Below are 18,095 nucleotides of genomic sequence, written 5' to 3' on the forward strand. Positions count from 1 at the left end.
CCCTATGATCGCAGTCATCTTTGAAGTAGAACCCGCAGAGGGTGAATACAATGCATATTTAGACTACGCCGCAGCATTAAAACCCTTGTTAGAACAAATGGATGGCTTTATTTCGGTGGAGCGTTTTCAAAGTTTGAGCCACCCACAAAAATTACTGTCGCTGTCATTCTGGCGTGATGAAGATGCGGTTAAGCAATGGCGAAATATTGAACAGCATCGAATGGCTCAAGAGGCTGGGCGTGATGGCGTCTTCGCCGGTTATCGTCTGCGGGTTGCGACGGTAGTGCGGGACTATGGTTTAACGGAACGAGAGCAGGCGCCCGTTGATAGCCAGGCTCATCACAAATAAATAGGTTGGCAGGGGTTACTAGGGCAAACCGCAACTCTAATCGACCCTTTCTGCTATCTCTTTGCTACTGACCTTCTTAAGTTAAGTGGCAAATATCCCTCAATTGTCACGCGAGGCATCCCGCATTTCTGATGATGTAATGTAAAATTCGTGTGAAATATATGTGACTTCGTGCGCAAAAACAAACCAATTTTATGCTGCTTTGGTTGCTGAAATCATGTCAAAAATCCTCCCGCTTGGTCTTAATACAGAATGGGATTTTATATAACCAACTAATTTTAAAGGTGATTATAGTCCCTATTTTTTTGAGTTACAGCGAGCTTCCATCATTTTTTTGCTGCTTGATTGTACTTGTCTATACGAGTATATGTTAATAAATACTCAAGCTAAGTAATGTCGTCGATACCTGAAAAACTGGTTGAAGGAAATTGCCGTGACTGCCCAAAACAGATTCCGTGATAATGAGATTCGAGCCTCGCGTGGCACAAAACTTACTGCCAAAAGTTGGCTGACTGAAGCTCCGCTACGTATGTTGATGAATAATCTTGACCCTGAAGTCGCTGAGAATCCCAAAGAATTAGTGGTTTACGGCGGTATTGGCCGTGCAGCCCGCAACTGGGAATGTTATGACAAGATTGTGGAAAGTCTGACTCATCTGAATGATGACGAGACTTTGCTGATCCAGTCAGGCAAGCCGGTGGGAGTATTTAAAACTCACAGTAATGCACCTAGAGTATTGATTGCTAACTCGAATCTGGTGCCTCATTGGGCTAATTGGGAACATTTTAACGAATTAGATGCTAAAGGGCTGGCTATGTATGGCCAGATGACTGCGGGCAGTTGGATCTATATCGGCAGCCAAGGCATTGTGCAGGGCACCTATGAAACTTTCGTGGAAGCCGGTCGACAGCACTTTGGCGGTAGTCTGAAAGGGCGCTGGGTATTGACGGCAGGATTGGGTGGCATGGGGGGAGCACAGCCGCTGGCAGCAACCTTGGCTGGCGCTTGTTCTCTCAATATTGAGTGCCAGCAGAGTCGCATCGATTTTCGCCTGAAAACTCGTTATGTTGATGAACAAGCCATTGATCTGGATGACGCATTAGCTCGAATCAAAAAATACACCGCGGCGGGTGATGCTGTTTCTATCGCCTTGTGTGGCAATGCGGCCGAGATTTTACCTGAACTGGTACGTCGCGGGGTTCGCCCGGACATGGTGACCGACCAAACCAGTGCTCATGATCCACTAAATGGTTATTTACCAAAAGGCTGGAGCTGGGAAGAGTATCGTCAACGTGCTGAAAGTGAGCCAGCGCTGGTGGTTAACGCAGCGAAAACCTCTATGGCTGAACATGTTGAAGCGATGCTGGCCTTTCACAATATGGGCATCCCGACCTTTGATTACGGCAATAATATCCGCCAAATGGCACAAGATATGGGCGTGATCCATGCTTTTGATTTCCCTGGTTTTGTTCCTGCTTACATTCGCCCACTCTTCTGCCGTGGCATTGGTCCATTCCGCTGGGTCGCACTCTCTGGTAGCCCGGATGACATTTATAAAACGGATGCTAAGGTTAAAGAACTTATCCCTGATGATGAGCACTTGCATCACTGGTTAGATATGGCGCGTGAGCGTATTAGCTTCCAAGGGCTACCGGCTCGTATTTGCTGGGTCGGTTTAGGTCAGCGCGCTAAATTAGGCTTGGCCTTCAATGAGATGGTACGTACCGGTGAATTATCGGCTCCGATTGTGATTGGTCGTGATCATCTGGACTCTGGCTCAGTGGCCAGCCCTAACCGTGAAACCGAAGCGATGCAGGATGGCTCTGATGCCGTCTCTGACTGGCCGCTGCTTAACGCATTACTAAATACTGCCAGTGGTGCAACTTGGGTGTCACTGCATCATGGTGGCGGTGTGGGGATGGGCTTCTCACAACATTCAGGCATGGTGGTGGTATGTGATGGCAGTGACGAGGCCGCAGAACGTATCGCCCGAGTATTACATAACGATCCGGCGACTGGCGTGATGCGCCATGCTGACGCGGGTTATGACATCGCTATTCATTGCGCACAAGAGCAGGGGTTGAACCTGCCAATGGTTGCCGCGACTCAAGGTAAAAAATAATGAAAACAACCCTCGAAACCATGACCCTGCGCCCCGGCCAGATGACTCTGGCTGACTTGCGGCATATTTATCAACATCCAATTCATATCACTCTGGATGAAAATGCTTACGCGGCTATTCAACAAAGTGTGGATTGTGTGCAGGCCATATTGGCAGAGAAGCGCACAGCTTATGGTATCAATACCGGCTTTGGCCTACTGGCATCGACCCGTATTGCGACCGAAGATTTAGAAAACCTGCAACGCTCAATTGTTCTATCCCATGCGGCAGGTGTTGGCGAACCAAATGATGATGCTATTGTGCGCCTGATTATGGTGTTAAAAATCAATAGCCTGGCTCGTGGTTTCTCCGGCATTCGTCTAGAAGTTATTCAAGCATTAATCACCTTGGTTAATGCGCAAGTTTACCCGCATATTCCATTAAAAGGCTCGGTGGGGGCTTCTGGTGATCTGGCTCCGCTGGCTCACATGAGCTTGTTATTGCTCGGTGAAGGTAAAGCTCGTTATCAAGGGGAGTGGCTGGATGCCCGCGCCGCATTGGCTAAAGCGGGCTTGCAACCTCTGACTCTCGCGGCAAAAGAGGGGCTGGCACTGCTTAATGGCACACAGGTTTCTACCGCTTATGCATTGCGCGGTTTATTTGAAGCAGAAGATCTGTATGCTGCGGCCTCGGTCTTTGGCAGCTTGACGGTGGAAGCGGCATTAGGCTCTCGCAGCCCATTTGATGCGCGTATTCATGCAGTGAGAGGCCAGCGTGGGCAAATTGATGCCGCGAGCACTTATCGTCATTTACTTGGCGAACGTAGCGAAGTCTCTGAATCTCATCGAAATTGTGACAAAGTGCAAGATCCATACTCTTTGCGTTGCCAACCACAGGTCATGGGTGCCTGCCTGACCCAAATGCGTCAGGCAGCAGAAGTGCTGGCAATTGAGTCAAACGCAGTGTCAGATAACCCATTGGTGTTTGCTGAGCAAGGCGACGTGTTATCTGGTGGTAACTTCCATGCAGAGCCGGTGGCTATGGCGGCGGACAATCTGGCACTGGCATTGGCGGAAATTGGCTCGTTATCCGAGCGGCGTATTTCGCTATTGATGGATAAACATATGTCGCAGTTACCGCCATTCTTGGTGGAAAACGGCGGTGTAAACTCTGGCTTTATGATTGCTCAGGTCACGGCCGCGGCCCTCACTAGTGAGAACAAAGGGCTGGCGTTCCCTTCGAGTGTCGATAGCATCCCAACTTCAGCCAATCAGGAAGATCATGTTTCTATGGCTCCACGAGCAGGTAAACGCTTATGGGAGATGGCTGAGAACGTGCGCGGTATTTTGGCTGTCGAGTGGCTGGCGGCGTGTCAGGGGCTGAATTTGCGTAAAGGCTTGAAAACATCAGATGCACTGGAACCCGCGCGCCACTTGTTACGTAAGCATGTTGCCTACTACGAAAAAGATCGTTTCTTTGCCCCCGATATTGAAGCTGCAAGTCAACTTATTGCTCAGCATCATATGAATGAATTGATGCCTCCGCATCTACTACCAAGTCTTTAATAACTAATCGAATAATAAGCAGTCGTTATATTGACCTATAGGTGATCCCGGTAACCGGGATCACCCTCTCTGAACCCCTGCCTGAAAGGGCACAAATCTTGCGAGAATGTACCATGAAGAATGATTCATCCACGCTGAAACGCGGCCTTAGTGCCCGGCATATCCGGTTCATGGCGTTAGGTTCCGCTATTGGTACCGGCTTATTTTATGGTTCTGCCGAGGCAATTCGTCTGGCAGGGCCGGCAGTATTACTGGCTTACCTGATTGGTGGCGCTGCAGTGTTTATGGTGATGCGAGCACTGGGCGAAATGGCCGTACATGATCCGGTTGCAGGCTCTTTCGGTCACTATGCCAGCCGCTATCTGGGGCCACTGGCCGGTTTTCTGACCGGTTGGACGTATACCTTTGAGATGATTATTGTGGCGCTGGCCGATGTCACGGCGTTTGGGATTTATATGGGCCTGTGGTTCCCTGATGCCCCGCAGTGGGTTTGGGTTTTGAGCATTATTTTCTTTATTGGCGCGCTAAATCTCTGTTCAGTCAAAGTTTTTGGTGAGATGGAGTTTTGGTTATCTCTGCTAAAAGTGACCGCGATTATCGCCATGATCGCAGCAGGACTGGGGATTATGATGTTTGGCTTTGGTGCGGGTCATGAGAGTACCGGGGTCAGCAATTTATGGTCTCATCAAGGGTTTATGCCCAATGGCATTTCGGGCGTAATTGCTTCATTTGCCGTAGTGATGTTTGCTTTTGGCGGTATTGAAATTATTGGGGTAACCGCCAGTGAGGCGAAGAATCCCGAGAAAGTATTGCCCCGCGCTATCAATACAGTTCCGGTACGTATTCTGTTGTTCTATGTTTTGACCCTATTTGTTCTGATGGCCATCTATCCATGGAATAGTATTGGGCAAAATGGCAGTCCTTTTGTGGAAATTTTCAGTAGCTTGGGTATTAGCTCCGCAGCCAATATTCTGAATTTAGTGGTGATCACTGCGGCAATTTCAGCGATCAACAGCGACATCTATGGTGCGGGCCGTATGATGTATGGCATGGCACAGGAAGGATTAGCACCTAAGTGCTTTAGCCGCCTGACGCGCAATGGTGTGCCATGGATGACTATTTTGGTGATGGCAATTGCGCTGTTATGTGGCGTGGTGTTGAACTATCTGATTCCGAAAAATGTATTCCTGATTATTGCTTCAATTGCGACTTTTGCGACGGTCTGGGTGTGGTTAATGATTCTGATATCACAGGTGGCGATGCGCCGCTCGATGAGCAAAGAAAATGTTGCCCGTCTGGCCTTCCCTGTTCCCTTCTGGCCAGCAGCACCGATTCTGACCATTATCTTTATGGTATTTATTATTGCGGTTCTGGGGTATTTCCCTGACACCCGAATTGCCATGTATGTCGGCCTGGCTTGGGTGGCATTAATGACACTTGCCTGGTGGATTTGGTTGCGCAAAGCGCCACCACGTATCATTCAAGAACCGGTAGAAAGTCGCGAAGCGTAGCCGCGATAACACTGTTTCGGGCCACAATCATAGGGTGAGTGGCCCGATTTATTTTCAGACATGCGGCGGAGTGGGGGGATTGAGCACCAATTTCTGGTGTAACTCCAGTGCCATGCTCTCAAGGCGAGTTGTTAATTGGTTAGTCAGGGCCGTTAATTCGGTATTCTGCCGCAGTAATTCCAACATTACCTCCGTATTTTGTGCCGCTATTTTTTGGCGTTCTTCATTGGCGATGGCCAGCGCTTCACGGTGTTGTGCATCGGCGTCGGCGTTGGCTTTATCACGCTCGGCTTGACGAGTCTGTGCCAGTAAAATGAGTGGGGCAGCATAGGCCGCCTGCAAGCTGAAAGCTAAATTCAGCAAAATAAAGGGATAAACGTCAAACTTGACGACGCCAATTACATTCAGGCCAATCCATACCACCACAATTAATGTCTGTGCGCCGAGAAAAACCGGTGTGCCAAAAAAGCGTGCGAAAGCTTCAGCTTTTAGGGCAAACCAGCCATTACCGAAAGGATTAGATAAATGCTCATGTGGGCGATGGAAACGAAAGTAATCTACTTTCCGCTGGCGGGTTGGTTGCTGTTCGGTCACCGATTCAGTCGTTTTCATAGTTGGCAATCCTAGCAAGTGAGCGGTTTTGATATGAAATTACCGCAATAAAGCTAAACAAGGTTATTTAATACTATAGTGAAATGAGATGAATAACGGGAAATTAAGCTGTTTAAGACGGTTTCTTTGACAGTAATAACTACATACTAATTTTATTAATAGCGCACTATATACCAAGATAATGTTTTGCGTTTAAAGTAGCGGCGTAGATAGAGGGTGATAAACTGACCTCAATTGTGAAAAATTATATAGATACGGAGTAACGGCCCATGCCTGCCATAGCCATTAAGCGGTGGATTAAACGGATTGTTCTGGTTTTGGTGGTAATGTCCGTTACCATACTGGCAATACGAATTTACGATACACAACGAGGTCCGAAGCTTGAGCTTTGGCATACGTTTGTTCCTCACGATATGCGCGCCGCTGAAATTGATAAAGCCAATTGGGCGGATTACATCAAAGCCGAAAATAATCTTTTTGATGAAGTTCGGATTAATGTTACCGAAAAATTGGAACCAAGAACCCAGGTTCCATTAAATCGTTATTATTCTGGTAGCGCGATTTATCCACCTCATTTTAAAAATGATTGGAACCGTTCTTATATTCTGCAACCCGAAGGTAAACCTAAAGGTGCGGTCGTATTACTGCATGGCTTAACTGATACCCCTTACAGCTTGCGCCATATTGCAGAGAACTATCGTCAGCGTGGCTATGTTGCCGTGGGTATTCGTTTGCCTGCTCATGGCACTGTGCCAGCGGGCCTGACCGATGTTGAGTGGCAAGATTGGCTCGCGGCAACACGGCTGGCAGTTCGTGAAGCTAAAGCATTGAGTGGCCCAGATTTACCACTGCATGTTGTTGGTTTTTCTAATGGCGGCGCGTTGGCAATGAAATACACGTTGGACTCAATGGATGATCCAACACTGGCAAAACCCGCGCGGGTCATATTGATATCTCCAATGATTGGCGTAACAAGCTTTGCGCGTTTTGCGGGTATTGCCGGTTGGCCAGCTATTTTCCCTGCCTTTGCCAAAGCGGCTTGGCTGGGGATAGTGCCAGAGTTTAATCCTTTCAAATACAACTCATTCCCGGTTAATGCTGCTCGTCAGTCGTATTTACTGACTTCTGTGTTGCAACAGCAAATTGCGCGCGATGCCAGAAACAATAAGATGGAAGAGTTACCGCCAATCCTGACTTTCCAGTCATTAATGGACTCGACGGTTAGTACCCGAGCAGTAGTGACCGCGCTTTATAACCACTTGCCGAAAAATGGCAGCGAAGTGGTGCTGTTCGACTTGAACCGTGCGGCTAGCTTCGGCCCGTTATTGAGAACTTCTTCTTATACTGCTTTGGCGCGCTTGTTACCGCCACCACCACGTAATTACAGTGCCACGGTGATCACCAACGTTTCGCCGCAAAGTAATGAAACTGTAGCGCTGACTACTCTGGCGGGTGAGACTAACGAGACGTCCGTGCCGACTGGGCTGATTTATCCACCGGATATCTTCTCGTTATCTCATGTGGCATTGCCATTCCCAATGAGTGATTCGTTATATGGTCGTTATCCCGATCCACGTGACCAATACGGTATCAGCTTGGGGACGTTTGCTGCTCGTGGTGAGCGTGCAGTTCTGGTGGTTGGATTAGATTCACTGATGCGAATTTCATCAAACCCATTCTATCCGTATATGTTGCAGCGCATAGACGACAAGATAGATACACCGGCTAAATAAGATTGCTTCTGAAGCCCCCAAATTGGGGGCTTTTTTATAGCCCGCATTTCATGATTAGCCGTTCATAAAAAACACGCTTGCTATTATATCGTGCGCTATCTATATTGAGTGTATTGATCCACCACGCAGTGAGTTTCAGGTGAAAAATCCGTTATTGCTGGACCAGCAGATGTGCTTTGCCCTGTATTCAGCCAATCTGGCCTTGCATAAGGTTTACCGTAAGTTGCTGAATCAGTTGGGCCTAACCTATCCGCAATATCTGGTCATGTTGGTGTTATGGGAAGGGGATGAATTAACGGTTTCTGATATTGGTCAGCGGTTGTTTCTGGATTCCGCCACATTGACGCCCTTGCTGAAACGTATGGAAAGTGCTGGTTTATTAATTCGCTCACGCGCCATGGATGATGAACGTCAGGTCATCATTCGTCTGACTGAGCAGGGCAGAAACTTACGTGAACAGGCGCAGTCAATTCCTGCAGCAATTATGTGTGCAAGCGAGTGCGATGTTGATCAGTTAATTGATATTAAACAGCAACTTGAATCCTTACGTGGCAAGCTGTTACAGCACGGCTAAATATTATTGATTAGTTGAATGATGTCGCTGGGTTGGATAGAAATAACCGTTACCAACCCAGATGCATTACTTGGCCTGCAGAGGCTAAGTATGGGATATGTTCTACACTTATTAGTATGCAACTAATTAAGTAGTGTGCGATTTAATCGCAAGTTATTTAACTGGTTGTATCATAAGCCTATACCCCGATATGCAGGGTATATTCATATTTAATGACCCTTAAAGGAAAGCACTATGTCTATTGAAAAAGTCGTATACCGTGCCAAAGCTAAAGCCACTGGTGGCCGCGACGGTCGGGCAACATCCTCTGATGGCGTGCTGGATGTGAAATTGGGTGTTCCTAAAGAAATGGGGGGCGCAGGTGGTGCGGTGACTAACCCAGAACAGCTGTTTGCTGCCGGTTACTCTGCTTGCTTCCTCGGGGCACTGAAGTTTGTTGCATCAAAAGAAAAGATAAAAGTACCTGATGATGCCAGCATCGAAGGTACCGTTGGTATCGGGGCGATCCCAACAGGTTTTGGCATTGAAGTTCAGTTGGATATCAGTTTGCCGGGAATTGAACGCAGCGTAGCAGAAGATTTAGTGAAGAAAGCACATGTTGTCTGCCCATACTCTAATGCCACACGTGGCAATATCGACGTCACTCTGAATATCAAGTAACTCAATAATTCGCCTCAGAATCTCATGAGAATTATCTTGTGGGGTTCTGAGTGTTACGTGATTCTCTTACATTTTCTTATCCCCTGTTTTCAAACAAATAGACGAATATATACTCCTCGTATTAAGCGCTGGCTCGCGGATTTGTTCACTAAGAATGATTAAGATAATTCTTGTAATTAAAATCAATAGCACGCTTATCTTTTCTGCACTGAACCTGAGGAGGGGTTCACTGTCTGATTGATTCAAGCCGCAAATAGTGTCTTTGGAGACCTTGCGTTATATGGACAGAGTTAAATCTTTATCGCAGCAAAGCATCTCTTTGTTGTTGGCAGTTTATATTGGTATTTTCCTGAATATTTCTGTCTTTTATCGTCGTTTTGACACCTTTAGCCAAGGTATTCAAGGCATAAAAGTCGTGTCAGCTATCACTGAAGTGATAGCCATTATTCTGTTTACCTTCTTTGTCATGCGGGTTATCTCCCTTGGTGGGCGGTGGTTTTACCGCGTGGTTGCCACCCTGCTGGTATTAATTTCAGTCGCCGCCAGTTATTACATGACTTTTTTCAATGTCGTGATTGGTTATGGCATCGTTATTTCCGTATTGACCACGGATACCGACCTCTCTAAAGAGGTCATTGGCCTCCATTTTGTCATTTGGATGGCGCTGGTCAGCGCATTGCCTCTACTGCTTATCTGGAAAAATACCCTGCACTTAACTTTGTTGGAGCAATTGCGCACGCCGGGCCAACGTATTAAACCGGTCTTATTGATGCTGGTTACCGTCGCCTTGGTTTGGTTGCCTATTCGCTATCTGGATAAAGTGCAGCATGCTGATGAACAGCTAAAAACGGTAGATTTACCCAGCTATGGTGGTGTGGTTGCTCACTCCTACTTGCCTTCTAACTGGTTGGCGGCATTGGGTTTATACGTTTATACCCAATACGATGAACAGTATGACGCGGCAACTTTGTACAACCCCGCAGAGCACCACACTTATGTTGCACCTGCTGGTATTGATGACACTTATGTTGTGTTTATCATTGGTGAAACAACTCGCTGGGACCATATGGGCTTGCTGGGATATCCACGAGATACCACCCCTCGTCTCAGTAAAGAAAAGAATTTAGTCGCTTTTCGTGGCACATCCTGTGACACCTCGACCAAACTTTCACTGCGCTGTATGTTTGTGCGGGAGGGCGGCACAGAAGATAACCCTCAGCGCACGCTGAAAGAGCAAAATGTGTTCGCGGTGATGAAGTCGCTGGGCTTCACCTCCGAGTTGTTCGCGATGCAGAGCGAGATGTGGTTCTACAATAATGCGAATACCGATAACTATTCATTCCGAGAATTGATCGCTTCCGAGAAGCGCAATGATGATAAGCCGGTAGATGACATGTTGCTGGTGGATGAGTTGAAAGAGTCACTGGCGCGTTATCCTGCGGGCAAGCATCTGGTGGTGCTCCACACCAAAGGCTCCCATTATCTTTATTCTCAGCGCTATCCCCGCAGCTATGCCCGCTATCAACCGGAATGTATGGGCGTAGATGATTTTTGCAGCAAACAGCAGTTGGTTAATGCTTTTGATAACAGCGTGTTATATACCGATTCATTTATCGCTAATGTGATTGACCAAATGCGAGATAAAAAAGCCTTAGTGTTCTATGCCGCCGACCATGGCGAATCTATTGACGATAACTCTCACTTCCACGGCACCCCACGAGAAATGGCACCACCGGAGCAGTTTAGAGTGCCATTGATGGTCTGGGCATCAGATAAATTTCTGGCACAACCGGAGCACCTCACTGCTTTCGAACAGCTCCAGGCAGAGCAGCGGGTCGGCAAAACTCACCGTCAGGTTGAACTGTTTGACTCAATTCTGGGTTGCTTAGGTTATACCTCACCGGATGGTGGAATTAATGCAGAGAATAACTGGTGCCGCGCACCTGACCGGCAGGCTCAGCCTGCAATATAGCCAATTGATGTAGGTAACATCTGATATGGCGTAAACCTTGATACCAATTCACATCGCAATTATAAGGTTGCGGTATACTTCAGCTCATATCCCTTCCCGGCTGGAGTCTGCCATGACCTACCGTGTTGCTTTTATTGATGATCATGACATTGTGCGCTCCGGTTTTGCCCAGCTTCTCTCTCTGGAAGATGATATTCAGGTGGTAGGAGAATTCAGCTCGGCAAAACAGGCGCGTGCCGGATTACCGGGCTTGCAGGCGAATATCTGTATTTGTGATATTTCTATGCCTGATGAAAGTGGCTTGGATTTATTGAAAGATCTCCCGTCGGGAATGGGCGTCATTATGTTGTCGATGCATGATAGCCCGGCTTTAGTCGAAATGGCTTTAGAGCGCGGTGCGCGCGGCTTTCTCACCAAACGTTGTAAACCGGAAGATTTGGTTTCTGCCGTCCGAACCGTGGGCAGTGGAGGGGTGTATCTGATGCCCGAAATTGCACAAAAACTCGCCCGTATTGCAGTCGATCCCTTGACCCGCCGTGAGCGTGAGGTCGCCATATTATTGGCGCAAGGTAGAGAAGTGCGCGAAATTGCCGAGTTACTTGGGCTATCTCCCAAAACCGTCCATGTCCATCGCGCTAACTTATTTGCCAAGCTCGGTGTTAATAACAATGTTGAACTGGCGAAGCAGGTGCTGAATCTATGATGCAGCGGTTGGTCATGGTGTTGGCACTGTTCTTTATCTATACCACTGCAGCTTTTTGTTTATGGTCAGTCGGCACCCAGCTTGTTGACCGCCCTTTACAGGCATTGCTGTTGTTCCCCTTTGGCTTGCGTATTGGGATTTTATTGCAAAGCCCGCGTCAGTACTGGCCGGGAATTCTGCTCGGGGATGCCTTGCTATGGTGGTTGCTGACTGACCAGTTTGGCTATGTAGATCTGCTGTGGTGCGCTATTCCACTGCTATTGGCGACGACGTTGCTGGCCTTTTTTGCCTCCCCTTGGTTATTACGCCATCAGAAAAATCAGAACGAATGGCAATGGCCCTTAATGCAAGGTGCAGTGATTGTTGGGGCGGTATTGATACAGGCTTTGGGATGGCAAATTGCCAGTGGTCAAGGGGCAATGGCCTTATTACTGGGGTTAGTCGGTGGCTTCACCATTGCGCCGACGTGCTTGTTATTGTGGCACTATCTGGCACGCCAGATTTGGCTACCTTTAGAGCCGGGGCTAATTCATAAGCCTATTAATCTGCGTTTGCACCATATCATGTGGTATCTGTTGCTCTTTGCCTTGAGTATCTGGCTACAGAATCAAGTCACTGAATCAGATTTATACCTGTTTGCCCCATTCTGTTTGGCGATACCTATTGTTTTCATGGCTTATCGTTATGGTTGGCAGGGGGCATCTGTCGCAACATTACTGAATGGCGTGGTGTTATTAATCAATACTCCTTTGCAATTAGATTCTCACCGCGACCTGCTGTTATCACTGTTGGCACAAAGCCTGACGGGGTTATTACTGGGAGCGGGAATTCAGCGGCAGCGGGAGCTGAACCAGCAATTGCAAATACGGCTGAATGAAAATCGCGAGCTAGCCAAAGCATTGGTGGTAGCAGAGGAACACGCCCGGCGTGATGTGGCGCGTGAACTGCATGATGAGGTCGGGCAGACAGTGACGGTTATCCGCACTCAGGCCAGTGTTATTAAGCGCTTAACTACACAGCAGTCGGTGTTGACCAGTGCGGAAATGATAGAGACACAGGCATTGCGGGTCTATGACGGTGTCCATGATGTATTAGCTAAATTATGGCCGGCGGCATTAAATAATTTACCACTGTCGGCGGCCATTGCGGCACTAATGCGTGAGCTTATTCCGCAAGATCAATCTGTTGTCGGTGTATTACACTGGCAGCTTGATGATAATCCTATCGATGAAACACTCAAAATTACGCTATACCGGATTTGTCAGGAAGGGGTGACCAATGCCTATCGGCATGGTGCCGCCAGTCGGATTGAGATTAATGCGAGGCAGGATAGCCAGCAGATATATCTGACGATTCGGGATAATGGAAAAGGTATAGATTTGGCTACACTAACGCCGGGTTATGGGCTACGTGGCATGCAATCGCGGGTGAGCGCGCTGGGGGGAAGTTTTAACTTGAGTGTGGATCAGGGCACTTGTTTAAATGTGATCCTACCCACAGTTTCCTAACCCATTGATGGAAACTAAGAAATATTCTCGTATGCAGCGGGAATTTCCCTAATTAGTTTCGCGCGCGTGCGCAGCATGATGACTGCACTTGTAAAATATTCTGAGGTTCAACATGTGGTCTTTCCTCAAAAGTCGCGATAGCGAAGTGGTGGTAACGAATCAAGAGCAGATTGATTCATCCTATAAATATTGGCGCATTCAATTAATGTGGACGATGTATATCGGCTACGCGGCTTTTTATTTCACTCGCAAAAGCTTTAACTTCATTATGCCAGCCATGCTCAGCGACTTGGGCTTGACGATGTCAGATGTTGGGATTTTAGGTACATTGTTTTATATCACTTATGGGTGTTCAAAATTTATTTCGGGGATGATTAGCGACCGCTCAAATCCCCGTTATTTTATGGGCATTGGCCTGGTCATGACCGGGGTTATCAATATCCTGTTTGGTATGAGTTCCTCACTGTTAGTGTTCGGTAGCTTGTGGATTATCAATGCTTTCTTTCAGGGCTGGGGCTGGCCGCCATGTTCCAAAATACTCACTAGTTGGTATTCTCGCTCAGAACGCGGTAGCTGGTGGGCCATCTGGAATACGTCGCATAATTTTGGTGGCGCATTGATTCCATTGTTAGTTGGTTTTATTTCTCTGCACTTTAGCTGGCGTTACGGCATGATTATCCCCGGTATTATTGGTGTGGTCATTGGTTTGCTGATGTGTTGGCGTCTGCGAGACAAGCCCAGCACCATGGGGCTGCCAAGTGTGGGTAAGTGGCGCAATGATGCCATGGAACTGGTGCAGGAGTCTGAAGGTCAGGGGCTATCGAACAAAGAGATTGTGAAGCGCTATGTGTTAACCAATAAATATATCTGGTTGCTGGCGGTGTCCTATGTGTTGGTTTATATCGTTCGCACGGCAATTAATGACTGGGGTAATCTCTATCTAACTCAAGAGAAAGGCTATTCATTAATGACCGCTAACTCTGCCATTTCATTATTTGAAGTGGGTGGATTTATCGGCTCTCTGGTCGCGGGTTGGGGGTCAGATAAATGGTTCCGTGGTAATCGTGGCCCAATGAATCTGATATTCGCCATCGGTATTTTCCTTTCTGTCGCATCACTGTGGGTGATGCCCGGTATCAGCTATGTGTTGCAGGCGGGATGTTTCTTTGCCATTGGGTTCTTTATTTTTGGCCCTCAGATGCTGATTGGTATGGCTGCCGCAGAATGTTCGCATAAGGATGCAGCTGGGGCTGCGACGGGCTTTGTTGGGTTATTTGCATACTTGGGTGCCGCGCTTTCGGGTTATCCGATTGCCCGTGTGATGGAGGTTTGGCACTGGAATGGTTTCTTTGTGGTGATTTCAGTTGCTGCTTGTTTATCTGCCTTCTTCTTACTGCCATTCCTGCGGGCGCAATCACCTCAACTAAAAACCGCCGAAGCTCAGGTATAGCCCGAGTGATTCAGTTTTAACCGCTGGTGATGCTTTTAACAACAGTCGCCAGCGGGTTGTTAAAAAGTGATTGACGGCCCAAATGTGTAGCAGTAAGATGCGGCCCAATTCGGCGAGTAGCGCAGCTTGGTAGCGCAACTGGTTTGGGACCAGTGGGTCGGAGGTTCGAATCCTCTCTCGCCGACCAAATTTAAGAACCCTGACGGAAACGTCAGGGTTTTTTTGTGTTTTTTTCTTAATTAGCTCAGATAGAATTTAATCTAACCTCATTTTTTCTCAATCCTCACTGCTATAAACCCTCTTTGTTTTCACAATGATCTCTTTTTATCTTATATATATTACTAATTTTAAAACCTATATTTATCATTCTTATAATATATTTTATATACTTTGCTGCATTGACTTTGTTTTATAAAAAACCGCTAATTAATCGTCGTTTTTAATCGGCAATATAAACAATATTATAAGCGAACCAATTAATATATAAGGTGATTATATGAATTCAGTTCATGAAAACAATAAAATAAAGCTATCAGTCTTGCCTCTTTCTATATTCCTTTCACTTTGTGGTGTTTCTGCCTCTTATGCGGCTGATGTCATGGTTGACAAGGGTGCACCTGAGCATCAACAACCAGATATAAAAGAAGCTCCCATTCTTCATCACAATAGTTATAGTAGCTCAAGCACAAATGTAAATAAAACAATTGTTAACATTCAATCACCAGATGACAATGGTTTATCACATAATAAATATACTAAATTTAATACCCCGGGTACTTCTGACGTAATCACTCTGAATAATAAATTATTTAGTGAAAAAAATGGTAATCCACATTTAAAAGGCGCACCGGCTAAAGTTATTTTAAATGAAGTAAATTCTTATCAAAAAAGTCAATTAACTGGCAGTGTGACTGTTGCCGGACAGAGGGCTCATGTAATTATTGCTAACCCAGCGGGTATTGATTGTAATGGGTGTTTAGGTTCAGGAATGACTAATGTGACTTTAACCACGGGTAATCCATTATTTAAGCATGGAAAGCTTGAAGGGTTCAACGTTATGGGAGGGAATATCAATATTCATGGAGCTAGCCAAGGAAGTGACTCCGCATATTTAAAAATGTATTCCTATGATCTAAAAGCCAGTGGTGATTTTTATATAGATAAGATTGATATGCTGATCGGCGGCCATCAAATAAAAGTAGATTCCGATGGGAATCCGAGCGGGTTTAAGAAAATATCTGAACGTTTGGATAATGTGAATAAATACACGAGTGTTGATATTAGTAAAGTTGGGGGGATGCATGCTAATAGGGTACGTATTGTTTCAGATGCTAATGTGATAAAGAATCCGAATATGAAAGTAGCAGATGGTAAGCTATATATCAGTACTAAGGGTGATATCTATAACTCTGATAAAAAGATGACAATAAAAGATAAAGGTATACATCGTAGTGGTTATGACACTGTGTATGTTGAGAATATAAAGGTTAAATATAATTAAGACGATGTTACATAAACGAGAGGAAATTAAGTTCTAATAGAAAAATCTCATAGTAAATAAACCATAAGTATATATCTATCAAAACAGTTAGCTATATCTGTGGCTAACTGTTTTCAAAATTTAATTGAAATGGAGTTTATGGCATGAAGCTGCTAGCAGTAAGTGAGGGTGTTCCACGTGGCTATAATAAAAAATGGATAACAGTAATCTTATTGTCTTTACGGAGTTTTATATTTTTTTTCCCCTTAATCACTTATGCCGATGTCAATTCAACTCAAGCAGTTATGTTAGAACAACAGCAGCGAGAGTTAAAAAATAGCCTCACGCCGCCATTATCACATACTCAAATGAAGAGTGAATCAGCTGCGCTGGAGGGTGTTATCTCTTCAGATGAAATATCCTGTTTGGTTATTGACCGCGTCGAGCTGCTTAATATGAGTGCCTTTCCCAATGCTGCCCGGTTAGCGCAATGGGCAAAACAAGCTCAGGGACACTGTTTGGGTGAGAAAGGGCTATCAGCATTGCAGAATAATCTTCAGTGGAAACTGGTGGATGACGGCTATATCACTTCACAGGTAACTTTCACGGAAGACAGCTATGCCGACGGGGTACTGTCTCTGACTTTAATTCCTGGTCGAGTGAATGGCATTGAGCATCATGAAAATAGTGATAGTTATGCACAGCTCAATACATTATTCCCGAGCAAGGCCGGTGACTTGGCAAATTTGCGCGATATTGAACAAGGGCTGGAGAATCTGCAACGCCTGCCGTCGGTAGATGCCACTATGGAAATTCAATTAAATCAGGAGGATTTAACTAGCCAGATTGTGGTGAATCGGCAACAGTCCCGTTTCTGGCGTATCAATACTTTTCTTGATAATGCGGGCTATGATGCCGTCGGTCGCTATCGTGCTGGAGCGACGTTATTTCTGGATAATCCCTTATCGTTAAGTGACTTGGTTTATCTGTCTGCTAGCCGGGAGTTGGACAATCATCATGATAAGGGGAGTGGTTACCTTTCGCTACATTACTCCGTCCCCTTTGGGAATTGGTTGTGGAGTATTACGGGTAGTCAGGGGACTTACTATCAAACATTACTGATAGCCGATACTGCCTTTGAATATCGTACCTATTGGCAATCCCTGGATATACAAATTCAACGGCTGTTAATGCGAGGCCATAACTATAAAACGGTGGGCTACACTGGCGCATTAATTCGTAAATCCAATCGTTTTTTTGCTGATATTGAACTGGAAATTCAGCGACAGGATACTGTCGATTGGCAACTCGGTTTTCGACATCTTCACTATACCCACTGGGCCACGATAACTGGGGGGATTAATTATCAGCAAGGCACTCAATGGTTTGGCTCCGGCTCTTCGGCAGGCACAACCGCATTCCAGGCAACTAGGCTGGTTAATGTCACCGCGGCGCTGGATATCCCTTTTATGCTGGGTGAACAGCGGTTTCATTTTCAACCTGAATTTAGCCATCAATACTCACGGTCCAATCTTAAGATGCAGGACCAATTCTCTATTGGAGGGCGTAATTCAGTACGCGGCTTCTCGACCGGCAATGTGCTAACCGGTTCTCAAGGGTGGTTTTTGAAAAATGACCTTGTATGGGTAAATCAACATATTGGTAGCCAGCTCTATATGGGGATGGATTATGGTCAAGTGAGTGAAAAAGGGGAGCAATTCTTACTTGGTGACACTTTAGTTGGTGCTGTTGCAGGTATTCGCGGTGGCTATCATCGATTTGGTTATGATTTGAATGTTGGCATTCCGCTCTATAAACCGGCTAATTTTCAAACTGATGCCTTAGTTTTGGGTTTTATGATTAATTGGCAATACTAG

Annotated in this window: 14 protein-coding genes and 1 tRNA gene; 14 read left to right on the top strand and 1 reads right to left on the bottom strand. The window is 46.2% G+C overall.

The genetic code is table 11. The features are described from left to right. The first annotated feature begins 4 nt into the window (after positions 1 to 4). The 4 genes from N0H69_RS00390 to hutT all read left to right on the top strand — a co-directional run bounded on the left by N0H69_RS00390 (position 5) and on the right by hutT (position 5,526). Positions 5 to 349 carry an antibiotic biosynthesis monooxygenase family protein gene (locus N0H69_RS00390; protein ID WP_050151886.1) on the top strand — a complete coding sequence of 115 codons (345 nt, stop codon included), beginning with the start codon at positions 5 to 7 and terminating at the stop codon, positions 347 to 349. Between the two features lie 433 nt (positions 350 to 782). Then, positions 783 to 2,471, top strand: a complete 1,689-nt coding sequence (hutU, locus tag N0H69_RS00395; protein ID WP_050151887.1) for a urocanate hydratase — start codon at positions 783 to 785, stop codon at positions 2,469 to 2,471. Then, positions 2,471 to 4,015, top strand: a complete 1,545-nt coding sequence (gene hutH / locus N0H69_RS00400) for a histidine ammonia-lyase (protein WP_050151888.1) — start codon at positions 2,471 to 2,473, stop codon at positions 4,013 to 4,015. Before hutU ends, hutH begins: the two co-directional genes overlap by 1 nt. A 113-nt stretch (positions 4,016 to 4,128) precedes the next feature. Next, positions 4,129 to 5,526, top strand: a complete 1,398-nt coding sequence (gene hutT / locus N0H69_RS00405; protein WP_050123661.1) for an L-histidine transporter HutT — start codon at positions 4,129 to 4,131, stop codon at positions 5,524 to 5,526. 54 nt (positions 5,527 to 5,580) lie between these two features. Here the strand turns inward: hutT and N0H69_RS00410 are convergent, their stop codons facing one another. Further along, entirely contained in the window at positions 5,581 to 6,138 is a 558-nt protein-coding gene (locus tag N0H69_RS00410; RefSeq protein WP_050109196.1) for a DUF1003 domain-containing protein, read from the bottom strand. 269 nt (positions 6,139 to 6,407) lie between these two features. Here N0H69_RS00410 and N0H69_RS00415 point away from each other — a divergent pair, with 269 nt between their 5' ends. The 10 genes from N0H69_RS00415 to N0H69_RS00460 all read left to right on the top strand — a co-directional run bounded on the left by N0H69_RS00415 (position 6,408) and on the right by N0H69_RS00460 (position 18,095). Next, positions 6,408 to 7,871: an alpha/beta hydrolase gene (locus N0H69_RS00415; protein WP_050135234.1), complete on the top strand. Its 1,464-nt coding sequence runs from the start codon at positions 6,408 to 6,410 to the stop codon at positions 7,869 to 7,871. Positions 7,872 to 8,040: 169 nt separating this feature from the next. After that, positions 8,041 to 8,445: a MarR family winged helix-turn-helix transcriptional regulator gene (locus tag N0H69_RS00420; RefSeq protein WP_050123770.1), complete on the top strand. Its 405-nt coding sequence runs from the start codon at positions 8,041 to 8,043 to the stop codon at positions 8,443 to 8,445. A gap of 234 nt (positions 8,446 to 8,679) precedes the next feature. Next, positions 8,680 to 9,105, top strand: a complete 426-nt coding sequence (locus N0H69_RS00425) for an organic hydroperoxide resistance protein (protein ID WP_050109194.1) — start codon at positions 8,680 to 8,682, stop codon at positions 9,103 to 9,105. 280 nt (positions 9,106 to 9,385) lie between these two features. Beyond that, positions 9,386 to 11,077, top strand: coding sequence for a kdo(2)-lipid A phosphoethanolamine 7''-transferase (gene eptB / locus N0H69_RS00430; RefSeq protein WP_050123771.1), 1,692 nt, complete (start codon positions 9,386 to 9,388; stop codon positions 11,075 to 11,077). A 112-nt stretch (positions 11,078 to 11,189) separates the two neighbouring features. Beyond that, positions 11,190 to 11,780 (top strand): response regulator transcription factor UhpA, encoded by a 591-nt coding sequence (gene uhpA, locus N0H69_RS00435; RefSeq protein WP_050109192.1) that lies wholly within the window; start codon positions 11,190 to 11,192, stop codon positions 11,778 to 11,780. Next, on the top strand, positions 11,777 to 13,288 hold the full coding sequence (gene uhpB / locus N0H69_RS00440; protein ID WP_050109191.1) for a signal transduction histidine-protein kinase/phosphatase UhpB: 1,512 nt from the start codon (positions 11,777 to 11,779) through the stop codon (positions 13,286 to 13,288). The genes uhpA and uhpB overlap by 4 nt, the downstream gene beginning before the upstream one ends. 112 nt (positions 13,289 to 13,400) lie before the next feature. Next, positions 13,401 to 14,738 carry an MFS transporter gene (locus N0H69_RS00445; protein WP_050123663.1) on the top strand — a complete coding sequence of 446 codons (1,338 nt, stop codon included), beginning with the start codon at positions 13,401 to 13,403 and terminating at the stop codon, positions 14,736 to 14,738. A 110-nt stretch (positions 14,739 to 14,848) separates the two neighbouring features. Then, positions 14,849 to 14,925: transfer RNA gene (locus N0H69_RS00450), tRNA-Pro, on the top strand. A gap of 309 nt (positions 14,926 to 15,234) precedes the next feature. Beyond that, positions 15,235 to 16,239 (top strand): two-partner secretion domain-containing protein, encoded by a 1,005-nt coding sequence (locus tag N0H69_RS00455; protein ID WP_050151889.1) that lies wholly within the window; start codon positions 15,235 to 15,237, stop codon positions 16,237 to 16,239. Positions 16,240 to 16,382: 143 nt separating this feature from the next. Then, entirely contained in the window at positions 16,383 to 18,095 is a 1,713-nt protein-coding gene (locus tag N0H69_RS00460) for a ShlB/FhaC/HecB family hemolysin secretion/activation protein (RefSeq protein WP_050151890.1), read from the top strand.

The organism is Yersinia alsatica (assembly GCF_025133195.1).
Lineage (GTDB): Bacteria > Pseudomonadota > Gammaproteobacteria > Enterobacterales > Enterobacteriaceae > Yersinia > Yersinia alsatica.